Origin of the sequence: Vibrio sp. 1CM7H, assembly GCF_023161645.1 — a bacterium.
Classification (GTDB): Bacteria; Pseudomonadota; Gammaproteobacteria; order Enterobacterales; family Vibrionaceae; genus Vibrio; species Vibrio diabolicus.
Genome location: NZ_JALNTV010000002.1, coordinates 566,433 through 581,177 on the forward strand (window position 1 = coordinate 566,433; position 14,745 = coordinate 581,177).

The window sequence follows — 14,745 nt, forward strand, 5'->3', positions numbered from 1 at the left end:
ATTTAATAAAGGGGAGCTCGACGCTCCCCCTTTTTTCAATGTGTTTTAGATCAATACATCAACCCAAGTCGTTCACACTCGATAAGTCCGTTCTTGATTCAAGCACTTCTACAGAGCTCACGTGTTGTGTGCTCTCTGCCACACACTCTCCACTGCAATCACAGACTTGCTGCAATATGTATATCAAACGTTCCTGATTAAGGGGTAGCGGGTTGCCTTTGATCGCCATCGACTTAAGCGCATCGTTCGCCACTTGTTCAAAAGAAGTTTGGCATACTCCGAATTGGCCAAGTAACGGCAACGCTAACTTATCTAACACCATATTTACCCAAAGAACCCCATCGTGCTCATTCGCGTTCGCACGATCGGTAACCAGTTGGGCAAGTTTACGATAACGATTTATCACATCATTCCTACCAGCGAGCTTCGCGGCGTTAATATTTTCCTGCATCACGTGCGGTGCAAGACGCGCCGTGATCACGCTGTGGGGAGCATCTAACTTACCTCCTAACGCCGACGCAAGCCCATGCGCAGCACCTAATTTGGCATTAGTAATGGCCATGCCACCGAGCAACGCAGCGAATGATAAATCCGAGCGAGCCTTATGATTATCTTGCTTACAAGCAGCAATCACTGAACGGCTTAAACGACGAAGTCCCTCTTCGCACACCATATCTGTAAGAGGGTTTGGCTCACCACACACATACGCTTCCATCAAATGAGTGAACGCATCCATCGCGCCACGCCCGGATGTGTATTGATCGGTTCCATAAGTGAGCGTCGGATCCACAATGGCAACGTCTGCCAGCATATCAGGGCTTCGAAGACTCACTTTCACTTTATCTTGTCCAGACTTCAACACCGCATTTCGAGTCACCTCTGAGCCCGAGCTTGCTGTCGTAGGAATTGCAATAAAATGAAGAGGTTTTGCCTTTAATGGTACGTTTCTTCCTACCACTTCGACGTAATCGTAAACATTGCCTTGATTAGGAATAATAGCGGCTAGGGCTTTACCCATATCGATGACACTGCCACCGCCAATAGCAATCACCATATCAGGCTGGAATTTTCTACCGAGTACCGCGGTCTCTTCTACCATTGTGATATAAGGTTCGCCATTGATTGCTACGTGTTGGTAACGCATATTTTGAGCTTTAAGGTAGTTAATGATGGGCGTGGCTCGTTGGGTGTCCTTCCCAGTTACCAGCAAAACACTGTAGCCAAATTGGTTGATAACGGATAATGAAGACTGAAGTGCACCTTCACCAAATATAATCCTTGTTGCAGTCATAAACTGAAACATACACATCCTCCCAAAATAATATACCCAAATAACCTCTTGCCCTCTGATTTAACACTTATGTAAGAGTTGAAGTCATTTGCGTATAGCCAGAGTAGATTGCTATGTTTTTGAATAAAAAAAATTGACCAATTCCACCTTGCCATCATTAACCCCTTAAAATGTATGTTTTTTATGCGTCACTTCACATACTTTAGAGCCATAGAATAAGGGAGCGCGTTTAGTTTTTATTCGATAGATTTCACCTATAGAACCAAGAGGTAATTGCCGCTTTATTTCCGTATCTGGATCGGGCATAGTTACTGCAACAAAAGAGAGCGCACTCAGCCGCTATGTTTTGTACGCTTTCAAAAAAGAATAGATTTAGGAGAAATAAGATTATGTTCGTTGTTATCTTTGGTCGCCCTGCATGTCCTTTCTGTGTTCGTGCAAAAGAACACGCAGAAACGCTAAAAGCGAAGCGTGACGACTTCAACTACCGTTACGTTGATATCCATGCTGAAGGCATTTCTAAAGCAGATCTTGAGAAAACAGTTGGTAAACCAGTTGAAACTGTTCCTCAAATCTTTATCGACCAAGAGCACATCGGTGGCTGCGACGAGTTCGAAGCATACGCGAAAGAGCACCTAGGTCTATTTGACGAATAATAAAGACAGTTTTTAAGAAAGCCGCTTCATGCGGCTTTTTTATTATTTTTCAGTTGGTTATTACCTTACGTCAACTAATGGTAAAACCTAAAAAAATTCACTTATCTTTTTGCTATATTTAGTTACAATTCGCAATTCTTAATCTTTTTGGCACACACTTTACCGAGCCACACAGTGAACATAGACGTCGTATACCTTCTTGAGCAAAACCCTATCCTTCTAATCTTCGTCGTATTAGCCATTGGCCTTGCCATCGGAAAAATCCGATTTGGCAAATTACAACTAGGCAACTCCATAGGCGTTCTAATTACCTCGTTGGTAATGGGTCACCTTGGCTTCTCATTCAATGCAGAAGCATTAACCATTGGCTTCATGCTGTTTATCTATTGCGTTGGCATTGAAGCTGGACCAAACTTTTTTGGCATATTCTTCAGAGATGGTAAGCATTACTTTATTTTAAGTATGACCGTTCTCGTGTCCGCAGTCAGCTTAACGTATGGCTTGAGCCACTATTTCGGCCTCGATTTTGGCTTGTCAGCCGGTATGATGGCTGGCGCGTTGACAGCAACACCAGTACTGGTTGGTGCACAAGACGCTCTAAACTCCGGCCTTGCTACTATACCGCGCAATATGGATTTTTCTTTGGTATTAGAAAATCTATCTGTAGGTTACGCGATGGCTTATCTGGTGGGCTTAATTAGCATGATCATGTTCGCGAAGCTGTTGCCAAAACTGCAGAAGCAGAACCTGTCTGATTCTGCGCAGCAAATTGCTCAAGAACGTGGCCTTGGAAATTCAAGCCAAAGAAAAGTGTACTTACCGATTATTCGTGCTTACCGAGTCGGCCCAGAATTGATTGACTGGACTGACGGCAAGAACTTGCGTGAACTGGGTATTTATCGTCAAACTGGCTGTTACATTGAACGAATCCGCCGCAATGGTATTCTCGCCCATCCAGATGGTGATGCCATTTTGCAAGAGGGTGATGAAATTGCACTGGTTGGTTTCCCTGATAGTCATGCTCGCTTGGATCCTAGCTTCCGCAACGGTAAAGAAGTATTTGATCGTAACTTGCTTGATTTGCGCATCGTTGAAGAAGAAATTGTCGTAAAAAGTGACGCTATCGCAGGCAAGCGCTTATCGGATTTAAACTTGTCTGAGTTTGGCTGTTTCTTAAACCGCGTGGTACGGGCGCAAATAGAAATGCCGATGGACTTAGACATTGTGCTCGCTAAAGGGGACGTCCTTCAGGTGAGCGGCGAGAAAAGCCGAGTACATGGACTCGCGGAAAAAATCGGTTTCATCTCGATCCACAGTCAAATGGCCGATTTACTCGCTTTTTGCAGCTTCTTTATTTTGGGTATTCTGTTTGGCCTCATCACGATGACATTCGGCCAGGTTTCGTTCAGCTTGGGTAACGCGGTAGGTCTTTTGTTATCTGGTATTACACTTGGTTTCTTACGAGCAAATCACCCCACTTTCGGCTATGTCCCGCAGGGGGCGCTGAATATGGTCAAAGATTTGGGTTTGATGTTCTTTATGGTGGGAATAGGTCTAAGTGCAGGCGGAAAGATGTTCGAGCACTTGACTCAAGTTGGTCCAAAAGTGATTGGTTTAGCATTCATTGTTAGTGTTGTGCCTGTGGTATTGGCCTATTTAGTGGGCGCGCACATACTCAAGATGAACCGTGCCCTGCTCTTCGGTGCCATTATTGGTGCCCGAACTTGTGCCCCAGCTATGGATGTCGTCAACGACTACGCTAAATCCACCATCCCAGCTCTTGGCTATGCGGGTACCTATGCGATTGCCAATATTCTGATGACGTTGGCAGGTACGATCCTGATAATATTAAGTTAATAACTTTGACTGATGAAAGCAAAAAAGGCGCTCAATGAGCGCCTTTTGTATATCGGTTGTCTAATCAGTCATTCGATTAGATTTGGATAAAATCAGCTTCAACTGCTGGATTTACATCCGCTTCGTAATCTACGCCTTCAACACCGAAACCAAATAGTTTCAAGAACTCTTCTTTGTACTCTACGTAGTCAGTCAGTTCTTTTAGGTTCTCAGTCGTAATTTGAGGCCATAGCTCACGACAGTGCTGCTGAATGTCGTCACGAAGTTCCCAGTCATCCAGACGTAGACGGTTCATCTCATCCACTTCTGCTGCGCTACCATCTTCTTTGTACAGACGTTGGCTGAACATACGGTAGATTTGTTCCATACAGCCTTCGTGTACGCCTTCTTCGCGCATTTTCTTGAATACCATTGCAATGTACAGTGGCATAACAGGAATTGCGGAACTTGCCTGAGTTACAACAGATTTAAGTACAGCAACATTTGCACTGCCGCCTGTCGCTGCTAACTTGTCGTTTAGCGCTTTCGCCGCACGATCTAGGTCCATTTTCGCTTTACCTAGTGCGCCATCCCAGTAGATTGGCCAAGTTAGCTCAGTACCAATGTAGCTGTACGCGACTGTCTTACAGCCTTCAGCAAGAACACCAGCATCAGACAGTGCATTGATCCAAAGTTCCCAGTCTTCACCGCCCATAACGGTTACTGTGTCTTTGATTTCTTCTTCTGTTGCAGGCTCAACACTTGCTTCGATGATCACATCTTTGTTGGTATCAACAGCAGTTGATGTGTAAGTTTCACCGATAGGCTTAAGCGCTGAACGAACTAGCTCGCCAGTTTCTGGCATTTTACGTACTGGGGAAGCCAGTGAGTAAACCACCATATCGATCTGACCTAAATCTTCTTTGATCAGTTCGATAGTTTTCTGTTTCGCTTCATTTGAGAAAGCGTCGCCGTTTAGGCTTTTTGCGTACAGGCCTTCTTCACGCGCTAGCTTTTCAAAAGCAGCTGCATTGTAGAAACCTGCCGTACCTGGTTTCTTCTCAGTGCCTTCTTTTTCGAAGAAAACACCGATAGTTGATGCACCGCCACCAAATGCCGCAGCGATACGAGAAGATAGACCGTAGCCACTTGATGCACCGACAACAAGAACGCGCTTAGGTGCGTTTTTGATTGGGCCTTGCGCTTTAGTGTACGCAATTTGTTCTTTTACGTTAGCTTCACAACCAACAGGGTGCGTTGTAGTACAGATAAATCCACGAATTCTAGGTTTGATGATCATATTCAACTTCCTTTAAAAAACCTTGTTAGGATAAAAGTTTCGTCGGGATTTCGCATCTAATTTCTGTAAAAATGCTCTGAAAAGGCAAGTGGTTGGAGCACTATCCCAACATCCACTCTGCAAGAACACAAAAAAGCACCTCATTGAGGTGCTTTTCTTAGTATTAACGGTTTACTATGCCGCCGGGTTCAAATGCGACTTTTTTGGGCAATCGGTTCGTACTTCAGAAAAGTCATGACTAAAGTGGTCAACTTGAATCGCCTTGTAACGCAATTTGTCTGCCGCCATGATTTGGTCAATTTCTTGCTCAGTTAACACGCCAGCTTCAAATGCTTGCTGCAAACGGTCGTGTAAAAGACCTTTACGAGCCACTTTCCCATCCTTCGCCGCCTTCATAAGCTTACGCTCTAATGGTTTGATTTCGTACATTGCGAGGAAGGCATTCTCCATTAAGCCTACGCTGTCGTCGTCGGATTTTCCGATGTAGCAAAGATGCGTGAGTCGATCACGTTGTGCTCCTGGCGTCATCATCGCTTCCGCCAGATTCACACACAGTTCATCGCTTGGCTTATTAAAATGATTACCAAGTGGGAACAATAACCCTTTAAGCACACCGCCAACGTATTTCACAGGGAAGTTGGTATAAGCCTCATTTAATGACTTAGATGCGTTATACAAGCAGTGTTGAACGGCGTAGTGGACAAAATCTAGATCGCCTTGTTGACGTCCTTCATCTTCATACTTCTTCAGTGCGGCAGACGCCATATATAGATAGCTTAAGCCATCACCCAGACGTGCGGAAATCATTTCTTTACGCTTCAAATCACCGCCTAGTGTTAACATCGCGAAGTCAGCACTAACGGCAAGCGCTCGGCTTAATCTTGTGATTTCTTTATAGTACTGCTGTGTTGGGCCACTCATGTGCGCTTTTACAAACCGAGAACCAGTTAGCGCCGCGCCAAATGCACCAAATGTATTGCCTACCGCATGTTTGATGTGTTTAAAGAGCAAGTTGTCAAATTCTTTCGCCCCTTGTTCAGAATCTGGATTCGCAGCAGCTTCCATTTCTTTTAGTACATATGGGTGACAACGAGTCGCACCTTGACCAAAAATCATCAGGTTACGAGTCAGAATATTCGCGCCTTCAACAGTGATAGCAACTGGAATACCGAGATAATGTTTAGCAAGATAGTTCATTGGGCCATCTTGAATCGCACGACCCGCATGGATATCAAACGAATCATTTAGAATAGTACGCGCGATTTCCGTCATGTGGTACTTGGCAATCGCGGTTACAATCCCAGGTTTTTCTTTCATATCGAGAGAAGTCGTCGTCAGCGTACGTGTTGCTTCTAGTAGATAAGTAAGGCCACCAATGCGCCCCATTGCTTCTGCAACACCCTCAAACTTACCGATCGACATACCAAACTGTTTACGTACGTAAGCATAAGCACCGGTTGTACGTGTAGTAAGGTGGCCAATCGCTGTGCCAAGCGCTGGGAGAGAGATACCACGACCAGCAGAAAGACACTCAACCAGCATACGCCAACCTTTACCTGCGTAATCAGCGCCACCGATCAACCAGTCCATAGGAATGAAGACATCTTCACCACGAGTCGGACCATTCATGAATGCAGAACCCAGAGGATCATGGCGCTCGCCTATCTCGACACCTTCATGGTCAGCGGGGATCAGCGCACATGTGATTCCAACCTCTTTCTTATCACCAAGTAGCCCTTCTGGATCCTGTAGCTTAAATGCTAATCCGAGTACAGTCGCCACTGGCGCAAGTGTGATGTAGCGTTTATTCCAGCTAACTCGCACGCCAAGCACTTCTTTGCCTTCGTGAGTGCCATAACAAACTACGCCCTGATCTGGTATACCACCGGCGTCAGATCCCGCTTCGGGCCCTGTTAATGCAAAACAAGGAATGTCGGTACCATCAGCTAAACGAGGCAACCAGTAATCTTTTTGCTCTTGCGTGCCATAGTGCGATAAAAGCTCACCTGGACCAAGAGAGTTCGGTACCATTACCGATACAGCGGTGCTGATGCTACGAGTCGCAATACGAGAAACAATGGTTGAGTTCGCTAAAGCGGAAAATTCACGACCACCATACGCTTTTGAAATGATCAGTGAGAAAAATCGCTCTTTACGTAAGTACTCCCATACTTCAGGCGGTAAATCCCTATCTTCTTTGACAATTTTCTGGTCATCAAGCATTTCTAGCAGGGTTTCAAGCTCATTATCCATAAATGACTGCTCTTCTGCTGTCAGTGTAGGCGTTGGATAATGATGCAATGTTGTGAAGTTTGGCTTGCCTGAAAATAGTTCGGCATCCCACCACACACTACCCGCTTCCATCGCCTCTTTCTCAGTACTAGAGAGAGGTGGCAATACTTTTTTGAACACTTTAAAAGCTGGGTCACTAATCCATTTTCTTCGTAGAGAGCTCATAGTTCAGATCCTTTTGTTCACGTAACCGCTCTGGGCATAATTTTATTATTGGTTTAACTTTCTTATTTGTCTTGTGCCAACTGCTTCGCTGACATTCCTGCTGACAAATAAGGAATCAGCAAGTCGACGACAGATTTCACATCCACTTCCTTTTCAAATTTACTTTCAGCAAGCTCCGAAAGAGCCTGGCTTGAAGCCATCGTAAATACGCAGGTACCTAGCGTGAAGTGCAGTCGCCAAAACAGCTGCTCCTCACATAGTTCCGGGTTTGCCTTCATTATCGAGAAGGTGAAGAGGTTAAGTACCTCTTCATATCGAGTGGTGATGAACCAACGCAGATGACCTTGTACGTCTGTGTAACCACGGCCAATTAACAACATGAATAATGCAGTACCATTGGGGCGCACATCATTTAATGTACGCAAAGGTAAACGCAATGACTCAAAGACGTCGTCCATGTCGTAGCTATCACGCGTATTTAACTCAATTAGTGAGGTTTTAATGCTCGGCATGAGCGCTTCTAGGTATCTATCTAAAACCGCTCTAACTAGCGTTTTTTTATCGCCAAAGTGATAATTTACCGATGCTAAGTTGACGTTCGCTTTACCTGTTATCGTTCTTAGCGAAGTATCATTAAAACCATGTTCAGCAAAGAGTCCTTCTGCGACATCGAGTATTTTTTCTTTTGTTGATGTTCTCGGGGCCATTTTAATCACTCGTATTAAACAACTGTTTGAAAATATACTCCTGAAACTTTAGATTAACAAATGATTAACATCACACTTTCGCCAATTGGTCTGACCAGAACTTAGAAGGTGTGATCTAATCTTTTGAATTTAAGTCTAATAAGCAAATGATGCTCGCCTGAAGAAAATGACCAAGTTTCGCAAACCATCGTATTTGAAACGCTAGCAATGTCGTTGGGCGGTCGGAGCAGGAGGTGCGGGTTTGAAATGCAATTTAAGTTTATAGCTACTATAGAAAAGAGGGCTATCGAGTTTCAAACCGCCATTAAGTTGGTTACGCTGTTCGTCTCTTCTCTTACTTCTTTACGATACAAGCGGGCAGAAAGAATTAAATCGAATTTTTTTGAAAAAAAATGGAACTGTTTGGAAAAGGCTCGGTCTGAATAAATGTAACAACTAGGGCATTTTAAGTTTCACTGGCCGTCAAACTTGTTTCCATCTAATTGTTACGTTGCTGCTTTTTTCTTATTAACTCCTATGTTTGTATCCGCCCAGTCAAATTTTCGGCTGGGCTTTTTTTCGCCCGCAGATCTACCAACCTACCTTTTTCGATGATTCCGTTCATCTCCATGGTCTAGACATCCGCTCAATACGAAAGTGTCGCTATTAAGTCGCTGATGTACTGAACTATGGGTATAAAAAAGCCTCCCGATTGGGAGGCTTTACAAAATAGCGCATTTTTATCTTACGCTTGCGCTTTCTTAGGCAAAGAAAAGTGCAGTAAGGCATAGCCAAGTAATGCTGCTGTCGTCGAACCCATTAAGATACCGAGTCGAGCATAGGTATCAAATTCAGGACTTACATTTCCGAACGCTAAAGAGGAAATGAAGATAGACATTGTAAAGCCAATACCACACAACACAGATACCGCAAAGATATGCTTGAAGTTAACGCCTTCAGGTAACTTAGCAACGCCCATTTTTACCGCTGCCCAGCTAAAGGTAAAGATACCTAGAGGCTTACCAACCAGTAGACCCAAAGCAATACCGAGTGGCAGCATTGAAGTCAGACCTGACATAGATACGCCTTCTAACGAAATCCCCGCATTGGCAAATGCGAATAGAGGCAGAATACCAAATGCCACGTATGGGTGAAGCGCGTGCTCCATATGTTTAAGTGGAGAATGTTCGCCCTGCTTTCCCTTTAGTGGGATAGCAAAACCAATCACTACACCTGCCAATGTTGCGTGAACACCAGATTTAAGCACCGCGAACCATAAGATCGCACCGACGATCATGTATGGCGTAAGTTTTGTTACTTCCTTCGCATTCAACATGAATAGGACACCTGTCATGATGAAGCCAACAAGCAACGCCATGGTCGACAGGTCACCGGTGTAAAATAGCGCGATAATAACAACCACACCCAAATCATCGATGATAGCAAGCGCTAGCAAGAACACTTTTAGGCTTACTGGTACACGCTTACCTAATAACGCCATGATACCTAAAGCGAAAGCGATATCTGTCGCCGCTGGAATTGCCCAACCAGAAATCGCCTCAGGATCGTTGGCATTAAAGGCTACGTAAATAAGAGCAGGAGCTAACATACCGCCAACCGCTGCAATCGCAGGGAAAATTGCGGTTTCTTTTGATTTTAACGCACCTTCAAGTAGCTCTCGCTTAACTTCAAGGCCAATGAGTAAGAAGAAAACAGCCATTAGGCCGTCATTAATCCAGTGAGAAACTGACATACCAAATACATAAGTATGCAGTACAGATTGATAAGTTTCGCCCAGCGGTGAGTTAGCAATGGTCATCGCAATTGCCGCGGCAATCACGAGAAGAATACCACCAGCTGATTCCATTTTGAAAAAGTCACGAATGACATCGTTCATGGTTTCGTCCTTATATTTATTATCTTAATAAACGATTAACAAAGAATGATAAGAGTGTATAGCGGTCGAAAACTTTAGAATAATCGCTTCTTCAGAGTATAAACTTCGATTTTTCCGATATGAAGTTTACTATACATCGTATTTTCCAACATAACACTCAATTTTGATCACAGCGCGTACTTGTTGTTATCGCGCCAAATGTTTATCAAGATTATGAGAAAATCAGCATAACATGGCATGTACTGTCATGATAACCCCATACTTTTGAGAAAAATTCAGGAAGTTTCATCCACTAAAAAACCACCCATTAGGGTGGTTTTTATCAGAATTTAATAACCAGTGAGCTGCATAAAGCCCCAAGCCTCGTTGGAGCCAGAAGCTAAGGTAGGACCTTCCCAATACGGTATAACAAACGGAAGCCACATATCTGATTTGATAATACGAGTGGTCAAGTTAATTTGATGCTTTGGAATATTAATAATCCACTGCAAAGGCAGCCTTCTTCCATTTGATAAACTGGTCACTTGCATTGGTTTAATACTGATATCATCATCTGAGAGATTAATGACTTTACCTGAGCGTGTGGACAAGGTGCCAAATACATGCGGTGTTTGTCCATGGTGGCGATAGCGGCTAACTGTCAGTGCTCGACCATCATCTAAATTGAATACAAACCAATCCCAACCCTGTTGCCCTTCACCAATTAAGCCACTGCCCCACTCTTTCTGAGCCCAAGCAGAGCCAGCAACAGAGAAGCGTTTGCCATTAATGTTCAAACTCCCTTTCACCTTTAAAAATGGCGCACTAAAACTGAAAGAGGCAACAGATTGCAACGCGTGTTTCACCTGAAAACCTTTGTCTCCATTCACGACAAAGGGGCCATTTGTCATAGTATTGAGATCTAAACCAAACGTATCGGTAGTCACATTCAAGTTACCAGGGAAAGGCGTTGCACCAAGTGAACGCCACGTCCAATTATCAATCCATAACCTGAAAGGACGATTAGTCATGCCAGCTTGGCCTATCCCGCCTCTCGCTACACGTTGCTCTTTCCAGACGTGCGAACCATGGCTAACGACAACATGTGAAATGTACAGTTGAGGGTTTTGCCATCCGCTGGTTTCTCGCTCGTCCGTCGCGACCCTGAAGTAACTCCATTGAACATTGTATATTTTCCCTTGTTCATCTTTCAGTTTCGCAAAGTAGTGCCACCATTCATGTTGGTACTCGGGATGAAAGCGAAAGTCTGACGGTAAAGAGACATGCTCGTCAGGTAATACAGGTTCGAAAATCGTTTGATTTTCACGCGTTAGAATAGAATTAAGCTCGCTTTCTTGTGTTGCTGTCGCTTCCAACCAAAAAGTTGAGTAAAAAGCAGCCCCGGTCAAAAAGGCAAACGTAATAACAATGATCGTTGAAACTAACAAGCGTTTTTTAGAGCCCACTTTTTTCATTACAACGCGTCCCTTAATGACTTCATTGGCGTACTCTTAATCATTCTAATAACTGGCAATGCGCCAGCAATCATGATGGCAAGCATCGCCCAAGCAATAGTTTGAGCGTATTCCCAAGGGATCGTTTGAAGTTCCAGAGACCAGCCGAATGATTGCTTAATGATAATATCAACGATCAAGTGTGCAAGTGCCAGACCAAGTGGCACCGCAATAATCGCGGAAATGGCCCCGAAGACAAACAACTGCAAACCACCCAATGCGACAAGTTCCTTTCCTGATACACCCATACATCTCAGCAAAGAGAAGTGCCGCTGCCGCGACAACTCGCCCGCCAATGTCGCGAAGAATAAACCAAACACAGCAATAATCAGTGTGATGTTGCCCAAGGTTCCTGCAATAGCGAAGGTATGATCAAATACCCTCATTGCCTGACTATAAATATTACCATTATCAAACACACGGTCTTGCGGGAGGCGGAATACATTTTCTAAGCGATTTTTCAGCCCCTCCCCATTAACGCTATCTTTTAACACCACACCAAGGCCAACATTGCCCGTCCCTGCAAATGCATACAGCCAATTCCGGTGCGACATCATCACCTGGTTATACGGGTTTCCATAATCGTAATAAACACCAACGACTTGCCAGTCTCCACCTAGTGGTTCCTGCAAGTTAATGAAGTCTCCTGGGCGAATATCCAACTTCAAGGCCATCGATTCACTCACCATCAAGCTCTTGGTCGCGTGCAGTTGATACCAGTAATTCGGGACACCTAGTTTTACCGTCAGTGCATCTAGCTCACCTTCAGAAGAGCCTGTACTCACCACTTGCAAAGCACCATGTTCGGTTGGCATATCTTTTTCCCAACGCCACCAAACCGAGTTGACTTCTGGTTGGTTTTGCAGCCACGCACTCATCCGAGCTGCTGAGTTATTTGTCGGATAGATATAAATATCCGCTGCTAATCGCTGGCTGAGCCATTTATCGGTTGTATCCCTAAAACTGCCTACCATCGTTTCTACGCCGATATTTGCCGCCAGTGCCAACATAAACGCCATTGTTGCCACACCGCGATAACTCATGCTCGCAGCCGCATCGGCAAAAAACCAACGTACACGTACCCAACGCATGGTGTAAGAAAAGCTCTGGAACATATGCCACATAATAAATGGCATGAACAAGGCCACACTAACCAACATCAGCGCAATAATGGCAAAGCCAGTTTCTTGTGTTTTCGGTGCTTGATACACTGCGATTGCCGCGACACAAAACGCACACGCAGCAAGAGCCTGCCAAGAGAACTCACGCCCTGCAAATCGCATTAATGACAGTCGAGAAGATAGACGAATTGGCTGTGACTTCAACAAACGAATCAATGGCCACAAACACGATATTAATGCGCCCATCGCTGCCATGATCAGACTATATAAGCTGGACTGCCAAGACCATCCTATTGTTAAGCCTACGTTGGCATCGTACAAATCGCTCAGGCTCGATGAGACTGCAGGGATCAGCTCATTTGCCAAGATCAAACCAAAAAAGTTACCACACGCCCACGCAATAAAGACGAGCAACGACAACTCTAACAACAATGCTTGAGCCAACTGCGTTCCGTTGACCCCCGTCTGTCTCAAAATACCCACCAAACGTTGTCGCTGAATAAATGACAAAGACATCGCTTGATAAAAAATAAACAACCCGACCAAAAATGACAGCATCCCCATCGCAGTGAGATTCATGTGGAATGCATTAGTTAACGACTCAAGCTCCGTACGCGTATTCCTAACGAGCGTCATGCCATTGGGAAGCATATTTTTCAGCGCTATTAGCTTTTCCTCTGGCATTTCACCACAAGAAATCGCAGATAAACCTGAGCTCCGCTTGAGCATACGCAGTAATGAGATGTCGGTAACCAGCCGAGTCCCAGAGAGCATTTTGTTTTTATCGACTTGAATCGGTCCGAGACGACTTCCGTCATTCATCTCAATAAAGTCCCCATCCTGCCAACTCATGTAAGCGGCCAAATCTTGACTGACTAGAATGGGATAAGGAGGTTTCATTAATGATAGAACGGGCATCTCACCCAAAGATTTGCCTTGCTGCAATGGAATCATCGCGACAGGGTCAATCCCCACCAGCATCAAGCTCATATCGGTTTTAGCATCTAGATGCAGCACGTCAAACGGCGCACATTGGTTAAACCCAGCTCGACGCAACTGGATATAGAAACCTTGAGGGATTTTATTGGCAGAGTGTTTAGTTCGGATTCGGTATGGCAAAGGATTGGAGAAAAGCTTTTCTCCTGTCGCATAACTTTGTTTTGCATGCTGATTGATAGAAGTAACACCAACAAGAAGGGACACGCCTAAGGTTAACCCTAGCCAGACAAGAATAATTTGTAGTGGGTAACGACGGTAATGACCGAGTAGTGCCTTAACTACGGGCCATAACATGCAGTTGCCCTCCTTGAAGTCGAATCTTACCTTCCATATGGGCCGCCACTTTTTCACTGTGCGTCACTAACAGCAAAGTACACTCCAGCTGGCGAGCGAGACTCGTCAATAAGCGCATTACCGCTTCTGCGTTTCGCTCGTCTAGGCTACCAGTTGGCTCATCAGCGAGTAGGATTTTAGGTTCCATATAGAGTGCGCGAGCAATAGCAGCACGTTGTTGCTGACCACCAGATGCTTCTTCCGGGTAACGGCCTAGCAGAGGCATTAAATCCAGAGCAGAAAGAATTTGACGCCACAACTCTTTATCTTCTGGCAAACCTTTTAACTGACGACAAAAACGAATATTGTCGGCAATATTGAGCGTAGGAAGCAGGTTGAACTGTTGGAAGATATTACCAATATTGTTGCGGCGATAAAGGGTTCTCAAATGCTCTGGCGCATCATGCATGGCAAAATTTGGAAACTGAACTTCACCAGAGTCTGCAGTATCCAGTCCGGCAATTAAGTTCAGCAAAGTACTTTTACCCGAACCACTTTCTCCCATCAGAGCGACTTGGTCACCTTGCTGTAATGTTAATTCTGCCCCTTGTAATACAGGGTGAAATTCTCCCCCATCTACATAGCCTTTACATAGGTCTGACAGTTTTAACATTGATTATGCCGCTCGGATGGTATTTAAAAATTGGGATCAGAATCTACACTAAAATCCTGTTAG

Annotated in this window: 10 protein-coding genes; 2 read left to right on the plus strand and 8 right to left on the minus strand. The window is 44.6% G+C overall.

Annotation, left to right across the window (positions count from 1 at the left end; genetic code table 11):
- Positions 1-58: 58 nt before the first annotated feature.
- Positions 59-1,303: an iron-containing alcohol dehydrogenase gene (locus MSG33_RS10845; RefSeq protein WP_248381017.1), complete on the minus strand. Its 1,245-nt coding sequence runs from the start codon at positions 1,301-1,303 to the stop codon at positions 59-61.
- 377 nt (positions 1,304-1,680) lie between these two features.
- Between MSG33_RS10845 and MSG33_RS10850 the strand changes: the two genes are divergently transcribed.
- A complete protein-coding gene (locus MSG33_RS10850; protein WP_005378026.1) occupies positions 1,681-1,947 on the plus strand; it encodes a GrxA family glutaredoxin in 267 nt (88 codons plus the stop codon).
- A gap of 174 nt (positions 1,948-2,121) precedes the next feature.
- Positions 2,122-3,804: an aspartate:alanine antiporter gene (locus tag MSG33_RS10855; RefSeq protein ID WP_006742623.1), complete on the plus strand. Its 1,683-nt coding sequence runs from the start codon at positions 2,122-2,124 to the stop codon at positions 3,802-3,804.
- Positions 3,805-3,880: 76 nt separating this feature from the next.
- Here MSG33_RS10855 and fabV read toward each other — a convergent pair whose 3' ends face one another.
- From fabV to MSG33_RS10890, 7 genes are all read right to left on the minus strand, one after another.
- Complete coding sequence (gene fabV, locus MSG33_RS10860) at positions 3,881-5,083, minus strand: enoyl-ACP reductase FabV (protein ID WP_006742624.1); 1,203 nt, start codon at positions 5,081-5,083, stop codon at positions 3,881-3,883.
- Positions 5,084-5,257: 174 nt separating this feature from the next.
- Entirely contained in the window at positions 5,258-7,540 is a 2,283-nt protein-coding gene (locus MSG33_RS10865; RefSeq protein ID WP_006742625.1) for an acyl-CoA dehydrogenase, read from the minus strand.
- 62 nt (positions 7,541-7,602) lie between these two features.
- Positions 7,603-8,247 (minus strand): TetR/AcrR family transcriptional regulator, encoded by a 645-nt coding sequence (locus MSG33_RS10870; protein ID WP_005393225.1) that lies wholly within the window; start codon positions 8,245-8,247, stop codon positions 7,603-7,605.
- Between the two features lie 724 nt (positions 8,248-8,971).
- On the minus strand, positions 8,972-10,123 hold the full coding sequence (gene nhaA, locus MSG33_RS10875) for a Na+/H+ antiporter NhaA (protein ID WP_006742626.1): 1,152 nt from the start codon (positions 10,121-10,123) through the stop codon (positions 8,972-8,974).
- 329 nt (positions 10,124-10,452) lie between these two features.
- On the minus strand, positions 10,453-11,577 hold the full coding sequence (locus tag MSG33_RS10880) for a lipocalin-like domain-containing protein (protein WP_046874817.1): 1,125 nt from the start codon (positions 11,575-11,577) through the stop codon (positions 10,453-10,455).
- Complete coding sequence (locus MSG33_RS10885) at positions 11,577-14,030, minus strand: ABC transporter permease (RefSeq protein ID WP_005393229.1); 2,454 nt, start codon at positions 14,028-14,030, stop codon at positions 11,577-11,579. Before MSG33_RS10885 ends, MSG33_RS10880 begins: the two co-directional genes overlap by 1 nt.
- On the minus strand, positions 14,011-14,682 hold the full coding sequence (locus tag MSG33_RS10890; RefSeq protein ID WP_005393230.1) for an ABC transporter ATP-binding protein: 672 nt from the start codon (positions 14,680-14,682) through the stop codon (positions 14,011-14,013). The genes MSG33_RS10885 and MSG33_RS10890 overlap by 20 nt, the downstream gene beginning before the upstream one ends.
- Positions 14,683-14,745 lie beyond the last annotated feature (63 nt).